A 14,636-nucleotide genomic window follows, 5' to 3' on the forward strand; every position below is an offset into this window, starting at 1 on the left:
CAAGATACGCGCCTGCAAGGGCTTCAGCGCGCCAGCAGGCTCGGTGGCGGACAGCGCTCGACCCACCGTGTCAGTTGCTCGTGGGCATAGGCCAGGCGCAACACTTCGCGGTCCGCCTGGGCCGGGCCGATGATCTGCAGCCCCATCGGCAGGCCCTGGGCATTGAAGCCGACCGGCACGCTGATGCTCGGCAGCCCGGCGAGAGTCGGGCCGATCACCACCTCCATCCAGCGGTGATAGGTATCCATCGTCCGCCCGCCCACCACCTGCGGCCAGGGTTGTTGTGCATCGAAAGGAAACACCTGGGCCGAGGGCAGCAGCAGGAAGTCGTAACGCTCGAACAACCCTGCCATCGCCCGGTACCAGTCGCTGCGCGCCAGCGATGCCTCATAGAGCGCAGCGGCGCTCAAACGCAGGCCGCCCTCGACTTCCCATTGCGCCTCGGGCTTGAGTAATGCGCGCCGATGTGGGGCGGCGTAGGCGGCTGCGAGGTTACCGTGCACCAGGAAGTGGCGATGGGTCAGCCAGCATTGCCACAGGCGCTCCAGCGGATAGTCCGGCTGACAGGTCTCGACCTTGCACCCAAGGCTCTCGAATTCGCTCAGTGCGCTTTCGCACAGGCTCAGCACGCCATCGTCCATGGGCAGGTAACCGTTGTAGTCACCCAGCCAGCCGATCCGCACATCGTTGAAGTCCTGCTGCAAATCGGCGGCGAAGTCCTGAACACCTTCGTTGATCGACAACGGTGCCCGCGCGTCGTAACCCGCCTGTACCGCCAGCAATCGCGCGAGGTCGGCAACGCTGCGCCCCATCGGGCCTTCGGTGGCAAGTTGCTGGACGAACACCTCAGGCGCCGGGCCATGGGGCACGCGGCCCTGGGACGGGCGCAAGCCGAACACATTGTTGAACGCCGCCGGGTTGCGCAACGAGCCCATCATGTCGCTGCCGTCAGCCACTGGCAGCAAGCGCATGGCCAATGCTGCCGCCGCCCCGCCGCTGCTGCCGCCGGCCACCCGGCTGGGGTCGTAGGCGTTGGTGGTGGTGCCGAACAGCGTGTTGTAGGTCTGCGAACCGAGGCCGAACTCCGGCACGTTGCTCTTGCCGAGGATGATCGCGCCGCTGCGCCGAACCCGCTCCACGCTGATGGCGTCCTGCTGCGGCACCTGCTCGGCGAACAGCGGCGAGCCCAAGGTGGTGCGCAGGCCAGCCGTGGCGGCCAGGTCCTTGATTGCCTGGGGCATGCCATGCATCCATCCACGGGACTGGCCACGGTCGAGCTCGCGGTCGCGCGCGTCGGCCTCCTCGATCAGTTGCTGTGCCGGACGCAGTGAAACCAGGGCGTTGACCTGCGGATTGACCCGCTCGATGTGCGCAAGGTAGGCCTGCATCACCTCTCGGCAGGAAACCTGGCGAGCATGGATCGCCCGGGACAGCTCGCTGGCATCCAGCGCGACGACAGGGTCGAGATCTAGCGGTTTCACGGTTTTACTCCAAGTTCAATGACGGCCGGTGCGCGTGGCCGCACGGCTTCTTTCAGACAATAGGTGCCCAGCAGTGTCAGCACGCAGGCGAACAGTACGTAGAACGACGGCGCCACAGGCGTGTTCAAGACTTTGGTCAGCCAGGTGACGATCAGCGGCGCGAAACCGCCGAACAGCATCACTGCTACGTTATACGCCACCGACACTCCCGTTGAGCGGACGGCAACGGGGAACTGCTCGGCCAGCGCCGTGGGTGCCGGCCCGTAGAAACCGCCGATCATGCTGCACAGGGCCAGTTGCATCACCAGCAGGCGCTCTACCGAAGGTGCCGCGGCGACCCACAGGTGCAGCGGGTAGACCATCAGGAAAAAGCCCAGGGTGAAGGCCATCAGCACCGGTCGGCGGCCAATACGGTCGGACAGCGCGCCGGAGAACGGAATCACCACCGTCATCAGGCCCACCGCGAGCATCTGCACCAACAGCACTTGGTCCAGTGGCAACCCCAGGCTCTTGTGGGCGAAAGTCGGCATGTTCACCAGCACCACATAGAAGGAAACGGTCGCGCCACTGGCCAGGCCCATGGACACCAACAGCGCCCGACGATGCGTGCGCAGCACCTGCCACAGGCTCGGGGCCTGGTCCTTGGCTTGCTTGCGCGCCTCGAGAAACTCCTCGGGCTCCTGCATGTGCTTGCGAATCCACAACCCCACCGGACCGATCAGCAAGCCGAACACGAAGGGAATTCGCCAGCCCCAGGCGTCCAGCGCCTCGGGTGAACACAAGTGGGTGACCAGCGCGACCATCGACGCCCCGGAGAACACCGCCAGGCATTGCCCGACCAGTTGCCAGGAGCCATAGAGCCCCTTGCGGTGCGCCGGCGCGCTCTCCACCAGAAATGCCGTGGCGCTGGCGTATTCGCCCCCCGTGGCAAAGCCCTGCAGCATACGCGCGACCACGATGAGCATAGGAGCGCCCATGCCGATGGCCAGGTAGTTGGGGGCGAAGGCGATCATCGCAATGGACAGGGTCATCAGGCGAATGATCAGTTGCATGGCGGCCTTGCGCCCTTTGCGGTCGGCATACATGCCCAGCAACACGCCACCCACCGGGCGCATGAAGAAACCGACGCCGAAGGTCGCCAGGGCCATCAGCAGCGAGGCGTAGTCATCGTCGGAGGGAAAGAACTGACGGGCGACGATGCTGGCCAGAAAGCCGTACACGATGAAGTCATACCATTCCAGCGCATTGCCGATGACGGCCGCGACCACTTGCCGGGTGCGTGATGCGCCTGCGTTCGTAGCGTGCATGGGAAGTTCTCCAGAAACCAGATGTGAGGAACGCCCGCAGGGATGCGGGCTCCAGCGGCAGTCAATGAAGAAGCGCTCAGGCCGGGGCGAGCCAGCGCTCGGTGAGCGCGCTCCAGTAGGCGGCCCCGGTCAGCAGGATGTCGTCGTTGAAGTCGTAGGCGGGGTTGTGCACCATCGGCCGATCCACGCCGTTGCCGATGAACAGGTAGGCACCGGGGCAGCGTTGCAGCATCCAGGCAAAGTCTTCGCTGCCCATCAGCTTGCGGGTATTGCCATCGACGGCGGCTTCTCCGAGCAGCTCGATACCGACCTGGCGGGCGAAGGCGGTTTCCGCGGCATGGTTGATCAGCACCGGGTAGGCAGGCCGGTGCTCGATGTTCACGCGGCAGCCAAAGCTCTCGGCCTGGGCGTGGATGATCGCCTGCACGCGCTCCAGGGTCAGACGCCTGACCTCGCCATCGAGCGCACGCAGGCTCAGGCGCAACAAGGCCTGCTGCGGAATGACGTTGGCCGCCTCGCCAGCCTGCAGCGCACCGACGGTAACCACTGCCGCCTCCTGGGCATCGATGTTGCGCGCTACCACGGTCTGCAGCGCCATCACCACACTGGCGGCCGCAACCAGTGGGTCAACGGTCAGGTGCGGCATCGAACCATGACCACCGACGCCCTCCAGGATGACGGTCAGCAGGTCCTGGGAAGCCATCATCGCTCCTTCGCGAAACCCCAGGTGCCCGGCGGCCAGCCCCGGCATGTTGTGCATGCCGAACAGCGCATCGCAGGGGAAACGCTCGAGCAGGCCATCGGCGAGCATCGCCTCGGCGCCGCCCTGCCCCTCCTCGGCCGGCTGAAAGATCAGTGTCAGGGTGCCGTCGAAACGCCGGGTCGCCGCCAGGTAGCGAGCAGCACCGAGCAGCATCACGGTATGACCGTCGTGTCCGCAGGCATGCATGCAACCCGGGTGTCGGCTGCTGTAGGCCGCGTCCGTGGCCTCGACGATCGGCAACGCATCCATGTCGGCGCGCAGCCCCAGGCGGCGCGTGCTGCTGCCGTTGCGCAGCACACCGACCACGCCGGTGCGGCCAATCCCGGTGTGGACCTCGTAACCCCAATCGCGCAGGGCCTGGGCGACCAGCGACGAAGTGCGATTCTCCTCGAAGCCCAGTTCCGGGTGGGCATGGATATCCTGGCGCAGTGCCTGAAGCTCGCCGGCAACGTCAGCGAGCCAGGCCAGGATGTGCGGGTGTTTGGACGTGGTCATCGGGCATCTCCTCGCGCGGGTTGCAGTCCCGCTTTTGTTATTCGCTCGGGGATTGCGGCACGAGAGGCAGGCCGCAGGTGCTGCCAGATAAACCTGACCGCGCGGCGGCGACAATCGAATGTGGTTCCGCTGTGTGGAACCCGGCGTGCAAGCCGGGCTTGAAGCGGGGTCGTCCCTCCATCACTACTTCGCTATTTTTGTAAATAGCGATAGTGATTTCAGGATCGAAGTGGGCCGCTGTAGCTTCTCTGCCCCTGCACTACACTTTCCAGGCTTCGAAAACACTCGCCAAGCCCCTGGAGGTGTCCCATGAGCAACCCCACCCAAAGCACATTTACCGGCTGGGCCGCGACGGCAGCCGGTGCGCCACTGCAGCGGTACAGCTACGATCCCGGCCCGCTGGCTGACGACGAGGTGCAGGTCGTGGTCGAGTACTGCGGCGTCTGCCACTCCGACCAATCGATGATCGACAACGAATGGGGGCTGACCCAGTACCCGTTCATTCCTGGCCACGAGGTAGTCGGGCGCATCGAACAGGTTGGTGATCGGGTGAAGGGGCTGCAAGTTGGACAGCGGGTCGGGATCGGTTGGTACAAAGGCAGTTGCATGCACTGCGCGCCGTGCATGGAAGGCTCGCACAACCTGTGTGGTTCGGCCCGGCCGACGATCATCGGCAGCAACGGCGGTTTCGCCGACCGCCTGCGAGCGCACTGGGCCTGGGCCATCCCACTGCCGGACGGCCTCGACCCTGCCCTTGTCGGCCCTTTGTTCTGTGCCGGTTCGACGGTGTTCAACCCGCTGCTGTCATTCGGTGTCAAACCCACCGATCGCGTCGGGGTGGTCGGCATCGGCGGGCTGGGGCACCTGGCGCTGAAGTTTCTCAATGCCTGGGGCTGCGAAGTGACCGCGTTCACCTCATCCTTGAACAAGCAGGATGAAGCGAGGCGCCTGGGCGCACACAAGGTGGTGGCCTCCACCGACAGCCGGGCGCTCAAGGGTATCGCCGGCACCCTCGACTTTCTCCTGGTGACGGCCAATGCCGACCTGGACTGGACCGCCATGATCGGCACCCTCGGTACCCGCGGTCGGGTGAACTTCGTCGGTGTGGTGCCCGGGGCGATCCCGGTGCATGTGTTCAACCTCATGCTCCAGCAGAAAAGCCTGTCCGCCTCGCCGGTCGGCTCCCCGGCGGCGATGGCGAAAATGCTCGAGTTCTGCGCCCGCCACCAGATCGTTCCCCAGGTCGAGCAGTTTGCGATGAGCCAGGCCAACGCGGCGATCGACCACCTGCGCAGCGGCAAGGCGCGCTACCGGGTAGTGCTCGACGCCAGTCGCTGAAACAAAGCGGTGTCATTGGCGCAGAGGATGATCGACAATGTCGCGGCCGCAGGCTCAGCCCTGCGGCCAGACAAGAACAACCGGACCGCCTGCCGTCATGACGCTCTTCTACCTCAAGCTTGTTGTCACTCCCCTTCTGATGTGGGCCGTCTCCCTCGCCTCGCGGCGCTGGGGAGGATTGCTCGGCGGCTTGCTCTCTGGCATGCCGATCACCTCAGCGCTGGTCATGATCTTCCTGTGCCTGGAACAAGGCACCGCCTTCTCCCTGAACGCCATACCGGGCGCACTCGGCGGGCTGGCGGCGGTCCAGGCCAGCTATGCCTGCTACCTGTTCGCCAGCCGCAAGCTTGGCGTGGCCCTCACGGCAGTGGTGTCGCTCGCGCTGTACGGCGTGGCAGCCTATGTACTGACCCATTGGGGCAATCTGCCGATATCGATCGTTGTCGCCTTGTGCCTGGTGGTGCTGCTGGTCTGGGCCACGGCCCGCGAGCCGCGCCCGGCGCAGCTTGCGCAGATCAAGGCGCGCTGGTGGGAAATCCCCATGCGCATGGTCGCCGCCACCGGCCTGCTGATGCTCACCACAGGCGCGGCGAGCTGGCTGGGGCCTGCCGTCAGCGGCATGCTCGCGCCGATTCCGGTGATCGCCTGGCCGCTGGTGGTGTTCTCCCATGTACAGGGCGGGCGCTTCTCCATGGCCGGGATGATCCGTGGCAACGCCATCGGCGCCGTCGGGGTGATTGCCTTCTACCTGAGCCTTGGCGCGCTGCTGCCGCACCTGGGTATCGCCCTGACCTTCCTGCTCGCCGTGGGGCTGGCGGTGGTGCTGACCGTGGGGCTGGCGACGCTGCTGCGCTCGCGCACGGCTTCAGCGGGCAAGTAAGGGCGCCTGACCATGCAATTGAACAACCTCATCCGTCGTCTTGACCTGGTGACCTTGCAGTTGTTCGTCGCCATCCACGAGGAAGGTAGCCTGACCCGTGCCGCCGCGCGCGAGGCGATCGCATTGTCGGCGGCAAGCAAGCGCCTCAACGAGCTGGAGGCAGCGCTCGGCTCGCCGCTGTTCGCCCGTCAGGCCCGTGGCATGAGTCTGACCCCAGCCGGGGAAACCCTGCTGCACCACGCCCGGCGCATGCTGTTCAACCTCGAGAAGATAGGCCTGGAACTGGGCGAGCACTTGCAGGGGGTGCGCGGCTACGTGCGCATGCTTGCCAACCTGTCGGCGATCATCCAGTTTCTGCCCGAGGACCTGGCGCTGTTCGCCGCAGAACACGAACGGATCAAGGTGGACCTGGAGGAGCGCCCCAGCAATGGCGTGATCCAGGGGTTGCTCGATGGCGTGGCGGACCTGGGTATCTGCTCCAGCGACAGCGACACCCGCGACCTGCTCAAGGTGCGCTACAGACGCGACCAGTTGGTGCTGGTGGTGCGTGAAGGGCATCCATTGGCAGACCAGGCGCAGGTGGACTTCGCCGAAACCCTGGACAACGACTTTGTCGGCCTGCACTCGGCGAGCTCCATCAACATGCGTACCCACGAGGCCGCTCGCCGCGCCGGGCGGGTTTTGCGCCTGCGTATTCATGTCCCCAGTTTCGATGCAGTGTGCCGCATGGTGCAGGCTGACATGGGCGTGGGGATCCTGCCACGCAAGGCCTTCGAGCTGTTTGGCGGTGCGCTGGGGTTGCGTGCGGTGGCGCTGAGCGACGACTGGGCCGAGCGTGAGTTGCTGCTGGTGGCGCGGGACCTTGAGTCGCTGTCGCCGGTGAGCCGCTTGCTGTTCGAGCATTTGCGCGGGGCTGAGCCTGGCAACTGAGGCGTGTTGCCCCTACCCTTCGCATTTGGCGAACGGTTGTTGCCGACACAGGATTGGTGCGTTCCCGGCGCCAGTCGTAGCCTCTACCTCAAAGTCCAAGAACAATGAGGTACGCACCATGCCTGCCCCGCTACAAGGCATCAGGGTCCTGGAAATAGGCACGCTGATCGCCGCCCCCTTCGCCGCTCGCCTGCTCGGTGAGTTCGGCGCCGAAGTCATCAAGATCGAGGCCCTGGGCCAGGGCGACCCGCTTCGCAAGTGGCGAAAGCTGCACGACGGCACCTCACTGTGGTGGTACCTGCAGTCACGCAACAAGAAGTCGCTGGCCCTCGATCTGAAGGCCGCTGAAGGCCTTTCCATCGTCAAGCGCCTGCTGGCCGACACCGACGTGCTGATCGAGAACCTGCGCCCCGGCGCGCTGGAAAAGCTCGGCCTGGGCTGGGACGTACTGCATGCGCTCAATCCACGCCTGACCCTGGTGCGGATCTCCGGCTATGGTCAGAGCGGCCCGTATCGCGACCGGCCAGGCTTCGGTGCGATCGGCGAGGCCATGGGCGGTATTCGCTACACCACCGGCGAACAGGGTTCGGCACCGGCGCGGGCAGGCGTCAGCCTGGGCGATTCGCTGGCCTCGTTGCACGCGGTGATGGGTGCCCTGCTCTCGCTGTTCAACGTGCGTGCCAATGGCGGTGTCGGTCAGGTGGTCGATGTATCGCTGGTGGAAAGCGTGTTCAACCTGATGGAAAGCCTGGTGCCGGAGTACGACCTGCTGGGGCATGTCCGCGAACGCAGCGGCGGTGCCCTGCCCGGCATCGCGCCGTCGAACACCTATCGCACCGCCGACGGTGCGTTCGTGGTGATCGCCGGCAACAGCGACCCGATCTTCCGCCGCCTGATGCAGGCCATCGGCCGACCAGACCTGGGCGAGGCCGAGGCCTTTGCCCATAACGATGGTCGCGCCGCGCAATCGGCACAGCTCGACGACGCGATCGAGGCCTGGACTCGCCGCCACCCGATCGACCAGGTACTGGCCACGCTGGAAGCCGCCGAGGTCCCGGCCGGGCGCATCTATTCGGTTGCCGACATCGTCAACGACCCGCACTACCAGGCCCGCGACATGCTGCTGGACAGCCAGCTGCCCGACGGTACGCCGGTGCGCATGCCGGGTATCGTGCCGAAGCTTTCGGATACGCCCGGTCGCGTCGACTGGCAAGGCCCGGCGCTGGGCGAACACACCGATGCACTGTTGGCTGGGCTGGGCTTGGGCCCCGATGAGATCATCGGCCTGCGGGCCAAGGGGGTGGTGCAATGATCGACCACAACGCAGACCTGCTGGTGGTGCAGGAGGTTGCCCCGCGTGACGGCCTGCAGATCGAACCGACCTGGGTGCCGACCGAAGACAAGGTCCGCCTGATCGATGGCTTGTCGATGCTGGGTTTCAGCCGCATCGAAGCGGGTTCGTTCGTTTCGCCCAAGGCCATTCCGGCACTGCGCGATGGTGATGAAGTCTTCCGTGGCATCCAGCGTCAGCCGGGTGTGATCTACGTCGCCCTGATCCCCAACCTCAAAGGCGCCGAGCGCGCACTGGCTGCCGGCGCCGACGAGCTGAACCTGGTGCTGTCGGCCAGCCAGTCGCACAACCTGGCCAACATGCGCATGCGCCGCGAACAGTCGCTGGCAGGCTTTGGCGATATCGTCCAGGCCGTGCAAGGTCGGACGGTGAGTCTCAACGCCAGTGTCGCCACTGCGTTCGGTTGCCCGTTCGAAGGCGCCGTCGAGGAAGACCTGGTGCTGCGCCTGCTCGACGCCTACCTGGAGCTGGGTGTGCAGGGTGTGACCCTGGCCGATACCACCGGCATGGCCAATCCGCGTCAGGTCGCGCGCCTGGTGCGGCGCAGCCTGGAGCGCCTGCCGGCATCGATGCTCACGTTGCACTTTCACAACACCCGTGGGCTGGGCCTGTGCAATGTGCTGGCCGCCTACGAAGCCGGTGCGCGGCGCTTCGATGCCGCGCTCGGCGGGCTGGGCGGCTGCCCGTTCGCGCCGGGGGCATCGGGCAACATCTGCAGCGAGGACCTGGTCAACCTGTGCATCGAGACGGGCATCCCTACCAGCATCGACCTCGACGGCCTGTTGAACATGTCGCGCAGCCTGCCTGCGCTGCTCGGCCACGAGGTGCCGGGGCAACTGGTCAAGGCCGGACGCAATTGCGACCTGCACCCACTGCCGGCCGGTTTGCCCGCCTGATTCTTCGCTACACCCAAGGGGCCGTGGCCCCGCCAGACAACAAGAACAACAAGGCCGCCCACAGGGCGGCCCGACTGGAGAACATCAATGACCCTTTCCGCCCTGCCGCTGGGTGCCACCGATGGCGCCGACAGCGAAAAAGCCCTGGTCCGCAAGGTCGCCTGGCGCCTCATGCCGTTGATCATGGTGTGTTATCTGTTCGCCTTCTTCGACCGCATCAACATCAGTTTCGCCAAGTTCCAGTTGCAGACCGATCTTGGTTTCAGCGACACCGCCTACGGCCTGGGGGCGAGCCTGTTCGTGGTGGGCTACGTGCTGTTCGAGGTGCCGAGCAACCTGATGCTGTACAAGGTTGGTGCCCGCCGCTGGATCGCGCGGATCATGATTTCGTGGGGCCTGGCCACCGCCGCCATGGTGTTCGTCACCAGCGAATGGCAGTTCTATGCCCTGCGCTTCATCATCGGCGCCATGGAAGCCGGTTTCGCACCCGGCGTGCTGTACTACTTGACGCTGTGGTTCCCGCAGCATTTCCGTGGCCGCATCACCTCGCTGCTGTTCCTGGCGTCGGCCTTCGCGGGGCTGTTCGGCGCGCCGTTCTCGGGCCTGGTGCTCGGCCATCTTGACGGGGTCATGCAGATGCGCGGCTGGCACTGGCTGTTTCTGCTGGGCGGCCTGCCCTGCGTAGCGCTTGGGTTGCTGGTGCTGACCCAGCTCAAGGACCGCATCGAGGACGCCGGCTGGCTCAGCGACAAGGAAAAACAGTTGCTGCGCTCGCGCATCGAGCCGGCACAGGCCGCCCATGGAAAGGGTTCGTTGCTGCAGGCGATCCGCATCCCCGGTTTCCTGATGCTCGGGTTGATCTACTTCCTGATTCAGATCGCCTCCTACGGCTTGAATTTCTGGGCACCTCAGCTGATTCGCAGCGCAGGGACGGAGAACCCGTCGATGATTGGCCTGCTGACGGCTGTGCCCTATGTCTGCGGGGCAATCACCATGGTGGTGTGTGGCCGGTGGTCGGATGCGACCGGCGAGCGGCGCTGGTTTACCGCCGGGTTGATCAGCCTCGGTGCCGTGGGCTTCCTGTGCGCCGGGCTGTTCGATGACCACACGCCGTTGTTGATCGTCTCCCTCGGTTTGCTGGGTGCCGGTGTGGTGGCGGCCATACCGAGCTTCTGGGCGCTGCCGCCGAAGTTGCTGGCTGGCGCAGGCGCCGGGGCTGCCGGTGGCATCGCGCTGATCAATACACTCGGGCAGTTGGGCGGGATCGTCAGCCCGGTACTGGTGGGGCGTATTCGCGATCTGTCGGGCAGCACCACGCCTGCGCTGTATCTGATCGCTGCCACAAGCCTGGTGACAGCGGTGCTGTTGTTGTTCGCCTTGCCGGAAAAACTGCGCACGCGGGACTTGCCGAAACACTGAGGCCATTCGGTTGCCAGGTTCGCGGCCATCGCCTGCCTGGCAACCGAAGAAACCGCAAAACCAAGGCGACCAACGGTCGAACATCTGATTGTTGTTAATCCTGAGAAAATCCTGGCGCTCCATGCTCTCTCCATCGGCCGCTCTTGCAAGGCCCTTGAAAAATCAAACTACGATGGAGAGTCAAACCATGAAATCCCTGCGCTATGCCCTGGCCCTGCTGGCCGCCACCGCCGTAACCTCCGCCTTCGCCGAAGGCGGCGCCGAGCGCCTGCAGGAACACCATGCCCGCTGGGCCCTGCAACAGCAGCAGAGCAAAGACATGGTGGCCAAGCGCGAAGCCGCCAAGGCCGCCCAGCAAGACGCCCAGGTCAACAGCAACAGCGGCCAGGACACAGCGGCGAAACCTTCGTCCTGATTCAGCAGAGGGTGCGGCCTCCTGTCGCACCTCAAGGGCTTTGGCAAGTGATGGGGCGCGGGCGTAGAATGCCGCGCCTTTTCGCCCAGTCGCCTCGTACGGTGGCTACCGGCAGCAATGACAACGTCCGTGCCTCAGCCACATCGCGCATGTGCAACAGGCTCAACCGACCCCGCCCGATCTCGTGCTCCGAGTCTGCGGTTGAGTCTTGCCCTGGTCGCATCCCCGCCCTGGCACTTACGTGCAGCCCCACTCCTTCGAGGTCCGGTCAGACACGTGTGGTCGAAGAGGTTCATTCGCTGATCGATCACTTGAGGTACGTATGTCTCCGCGTTTGCTGGCGATGGCGCTGGCACCCCTGCTCGGGCTGTTCATCATTGCCCTGGGCAATGGCCTGCTGTATTCCCTGACCACCCTGCGCCTTGGCGAAGCCGGCGAATCGGCAACGATGATCGGTATCGTCTCGTCGGGCTTCTTCATCGGGCTCACTCTCGGCGCCATCTTCAACGACCGGTTGATCCTGCGCATTGGCCACATCCGTGCCTACAGCAGTTTCGCTTCGCTGATTGCCGCAACCATTCTGTTGCAGGGTCTGTTCGTCGACACCTGGGGCTGGTTCGCCCTGCGCCTGCTCAACGGCTGGGCCACGGTCGGCGTGTTCCTGGTGATCGAAAGCTGGCTGCTGCTGGCCGGTGACGCGAAGATTCGTGGACGCCTGCTGGCCCTGTACATGATCGCGCTGTACGGCGCGGGCGTGCTGGGCCAGGCGATGCTCGGCGAGCTGGTGAGCCTGGGCGCCAGTGCGCCGTTCACCGTTGCGGGCATGCTGGCGGCACTGTCGGTGCTGCCGATCGTGATCCTGCCGCGTGTATCGCCGTTGCTGGAGCAGGTCGAGCCGCTCAAGCCGCGACAATTGCTGGGCGTGACGCCGAGCGGCCTGGTCGGCTGCTTTGGTTCGGGTGTGGCGATTGCTGCGGTATATGCGCTGCTGCCGCTGTACCTGCAGCGTATTGGCCTGGATGTCGGTGAAGTCGGGCGCATGATGGCCTGGGTGATCCTGGGCGCCATGCTGCTGCAGTACCCGGTCGGGCGCTGGTCCGACCGCAAGGATCGCCAGGATGTGTTGATCGCCCTGGGTACGCTGTGCGTCGTGCTGTCGTTGGTCATCCTGCTGTTGCCCTCCACCTCGGCGTGGCTGCCAGCGGTATTGTTCCTGCTGGGCGGTGGCGTGTTCGCGGTGTATCCGGTGGCGGTCAGCCATGCCGCCGACCGCGCGCCGATGGATGCGCTGGTGCCGATGATCCAGGGCCTGCTGCTGATCAACTCGCTGGGGTCGGCGATGAGCCCGCTGGCGATCTCGCCGGTGATGACCTCCTATGGCGAAGCCGGGCTGTTCTGGGCCTTCGCCGTGATCAACCTGGCAATGGTCAGCTTCTTCGTCTGGCGGCGTGGCAAGCGCCCGGCGCCCGAGCATCCGGCCCCCTTCGCGCCTACCGCGACCTTCTCGCCAACCGGCGCCGAGTTGCGCATGACCGAGGAACTGATCCACGCCGCGCAGGATCATCCGCCGATCGTCGATGCCGTTACGGGTGAAAGCGCCGCGCTCGCGCGCTCCGAGCCTGCCTGATCCAAGTGCGCACGTGGGGCTGCAGGGCATCCCCACGACCGCCCGTCGCTCGACGGGCACCCTGCCCTCTGCGCGCAGCCGAACGAAGGACGATCATCCTCGTAGGAGATTCACCATGGCTCACATGCGCCCGCTGTTTTTCTTCCTCGCCCTGGGGCTGGCTTCCAGTGCCAGCTTCGCCGCAACCGACACCAATCACTCCGACCACAAGGCTCCCGCCACACAGGGCGAGACCGCCGGCGACGGCAGCAGCGTCAACAGCCCTGGCGGCAGCAAGGGTAACGACAGCAGTGATACCGGCAGCAACGCCGACGCGGCCGACGGCAGCACCGGTGGCTCGAGCAGCACTGGCGAGGCTACCGGCAGCGGCGCAGGGGCAACCGGTGGCAGTGCCGAGGATCAGGACAGCCGGTAAGCCCTAGCGCCAGCAGCGTGGGTCATCCACCAGCCGCTCATGCGCCTGGAACAGCACCGGCAACTGCTCCTTGAGAAAGTCCAGCCAGGTACGCACCTTGGCATCGAGATAGTGCCGCGACGGGTAGATCGCATAGATCTCCCGTTGCCGCAACCGATGCGGGGCTAGCAGTCGGCAAAGGCGCCCGTCCTCCAGTGCCTGGCTGGCCGAGTAATAGGGCAACAGGCCAATGCCCATGCCGAGCTCGGTCGCCTTGACCATCGCATCGGCCACATTGGTGAGAAAGGTGTCCTGGGGGGAAATCACGCAGCTGTCCGGCGCGTCACCGAAGGGCCAGTCCTCCTCGAACAGCGGATCGACCGTGCGCAGGCAGACATGCTCGTGCAGGTCCTCAGGACGCTTGGGGACGCCGTGGCGAGCCAGGTAGTCGGGGGATGCACACAGCACGCTGTAGATGCTGCCCAGCGGGATGGCGATCAGTTGCGAGTCCGGCAGGCCCTGGCCGATGGCAATGACCACGTCATGCCCTTCGGCGAGCAGGTCGGGATTGCGCTGGGACAGGGTAAGCTCCATCACCACTTCACGGCACGAGGCGTTGTAGCGTGCCACCAACGGCATCATCAGCAGACCCAGACCATGACTGCAATGCACGCGCAGGCGTCCGCGGGGCGTGAGGTGGGCGCCGCGTGCTTCGTCGAAGGCCTCTTCGGTCAACAGCATGATCTGGCGCGAGCGTTCGAGAAAGCGCTCCCCCGCCTCGCTCATGCGCAGCCGCCGGGTGGTGCGATGCAGCAGGCGAGTCTGCAACTGGTTTTCCAGTTCGGCGACGATCCGCGACACCTGCGCCGCCGAAATGTCCAGCGCATTGGCGGCTGCGGCGAAGCTGCCGCACTCCACGACTCGGGCGAAAGTGCGCATTGCGTGCAGCATGTCCATGAAGTGACGCTCCAGCGTGATTCATACCTTGAAGGCAGGAATCTATCACGGTCCAGCCCATTTATTGTGAAACACCAATGAATGGATCATGAGGGAAACCTCATCTGGAGTTCATCATGAAACGCTCGATCGCCGTACTTGCGCTGTGTAGCGCCCTCCTGCCCATTGCCGCCTTCGCCGAGCAGCCTCGCACGCCGTCTGCCGAGGGGCAGGTTTACGAATACGGTATGCCGCTGGATGTCGCCAAGGTGGTGTCGATCACCCCGGCCAGTAACGCTGCCGATTGCCAGGTCGGCACGGCGCACATGGTCTACGTTGACCACCAGGGCCAGACTCACAAGATCGCCTACCGCGAAATGGGCAACTGCTCGCAGCAATGAGCC

14 protein-coding genes are annotated in these 14,636 nt (G+C 65.2%); 10 read left to right on the forward strand and 4 right to left on the reverse strand.

Annotated features, from left to right (window positions below):
- Positions 1 to 23 precede the first annotated feature (23 nt).
- The 3 genes from IAE40_RS01160 to IAE40_RS01170 all read right to left on the reverse strand — a co-directional run bounded on the left by IAE40_RS01160 (position 24) and on the right by IAE40_RS01170 (position 4,046).
- A complete protein-coding gene (locus IAE40_RS01160; protein WP_200602471.1) occupies positions 24 to 1,481 on the reverse strand; it encodes an amidase in 1,458 nt (485 codons plus the stop codon).
- Positions 1,478 to 2,788 (reverse strand): citrate-proton symporter, encoded by a 1,311-nt coding sequence (locus tag IAE40_RS01165; RefSeq protein ID WP_054891415.1) that lies wholly within the window; start codon positions 2,786 to 2,788, stop codon positions 1,478 to 1,480. Before IAE40_RS01165 ends, IAE40_RS01160 begins: the two co-directional genes overlap by 4 nt.
- Positions 2,789 to 2,864: 76 nt before the next feature.
- The gene (locus IAE40_RS01170; protein WP_200602472.1) at positions 2,865 to 4,046 is read right to left on the reverse strand and encodes a M20 aminoacylase family protein; all 1,182 of its coding nucleotides are present in this window, start codon (positions 4,044 to 4,046) and stop codon (positions 2,865 to 2,867) included.
- Positions 4,047 to 4,355: 309 nt separating this feature from the next.
- On the opposite strand from IAE40_RS01170, the gene ahr reads away from it, so the two are divergent.
- From ahr to IAE40_RS01215, 9 genes are all read left to right on the forward strand, one after another.
- Entirely contained in the window at positions 4,356 to 5,384 is a 1,029-nt protein-coding gene (gene ahr / locus IAE40_RS01175) for an NADPH-dependent aldehyde reductase Ahr (protein ID WP_200602473.1), read from the forward strand.
- A gap of 97 nt (positions 5,385 to 5,481) precedes the next feature.
- Complete coding sequence (locus IAE40_RS01180; RefSeq protein WP_200602474.1) at positions 5,482 to 6,264, forward strand: hypothetical protein; 783 nt, start codon at positions 5,482 to 5,484, stop codon at positions 6,262 to 6,264.
- Positions 6,265 to 6,276: 12 nt separating this feature from the next.
- The gene (locus IAE40_RS01185) at positions 6,277 to 7,194 is read left to right on the forward strand and encodes a LysR family transcriptional regulator (RefSeq protein ID WP_200602475.1); all 918 of its coding nucleotides are present in this window, start codon (positions 6,277 to 6,279) and stop codon (positions 7,192 to 7,194) included.
- 118 nt (positions 7,195 to 7,312) lie between these two features.
- Positions 7,313 to 8,506 carry a CaiB/BaiF CoA transferase family protein gene (locus tag IAE40_RS01190; RefSeq protein WP_200602476.1) on the forward strand — a complete coding sequence of 398 codons (1,194 nt, stop codon included), beginning with the start codon at positions 7,313 to 7,315 and terminating at the stop codon, positions 8,504 to 8,506.
- The gene (locus IAE40_RS01195; protein WP_200602477.1) at positions 8,503 to 9,441 is read left to right on the forward strand and encodes a hydroxymethylglutaryl-CoA lyase; all 939 of its coding nucleotides are present in this window, start codon (positions 8,503 to 8,505) and stop codon (positions 9,439 to 9,441) included. The genes IAE40_RS01190 and IAE40_RS01195 overlap by 4 nt, the downstream gene beginning before the upstream one ends.
- 87 nt (positions 9,442 to 9,528) lie before the next feature.
- A complete protein-coding gene (locus IAE40_RS01200) occupies positions 9,529 to 10,860 on the forward strand; it encodes an MFS transporter (protein WP_054891408.1) in 1,332 nt (443 codons plus the stop codon).
- Between the two features lie 187 nt (positions 10,861 to 11,047).
- Positions 11,048 to 11,275, forward strand: coding sequence for a hypothetical protein (locus IAE40_RS01205; protein WP_054891407.1), 228 nt, complete (start codon positions 11,048 to 11,050; stop codon positions 11,273 to 11,275).
- Positions 11,276 to 11,597: 322 nt separating this feature from the next.
- The gene (locus tag IAE40_RS01210; RefSeq protein ID WP_153773630.1) at positions 11,598 to 12,902 is read left to right on the forward strand and encodes an MFS transporter; all 1,305 of its coding nucleotides are present in this window, start codon (positions 11,598 to 11,600) and stop codon (positions 12,900 to 12,902) included.
- 115 nt (positions 12,903 to 13,017) lie between these two features.
- Positions 13,018 to 13,317, forward strand: a complete 300-nt coding sequence (locus IAE40_RS01215) for a hypothetical protein (RefSeq protein WP_054891405.1) — start codon at positions 13,018 to 13,020, stop codon at positions 13,315 to 13,317.
- Positions 13,318 to 13,320: 3 nt separating this feature from the next.
- Here IAE40_RS01215 and IAE40_RS01220 read toward each other — a convergent pair whose 3' ends face one another.
- Complete coding sequence (locus tag IAE40_RS01220) at positions 13,321 to 14,253, reverse strand: LysR family transcriptional regulator (protein ID WP_054891404.1); 933 nt, start codon at positions 14,251 to 14,253, stop codon at positions 13,321 to 13,323.
- Positions 14,254 to 14,369: 116 nt separating this feature from the next.
- Between IAE40_RS01220 and IAE40_RS01225 the strand changes: the two genes are divergently transcribed.
- A complete protein-coding gene (locus IAE40_RS01225) occupies positions 14,370 to 14,633 on the forward strand; it encodes a DUF2790 domain-containing protein (RefSeq protein ID WP_153773629.1) in 264 nt (87 codons plus the stop codon).
- Positions 14,634 to 14,636: the final 3 nt, after the last annotated feature.

The organism is Pseudomonas sp. S44 (assembly GCF_016624805.1).
In the GTDB taxonomy this organism is placed as follows: Bacteria; Pseudomonadota; Gammaproteobacteria; order Pseudomonadales; family Pseudomonadaceae; genus Aquipseudomonas; species Aquipseudomonas machongensis.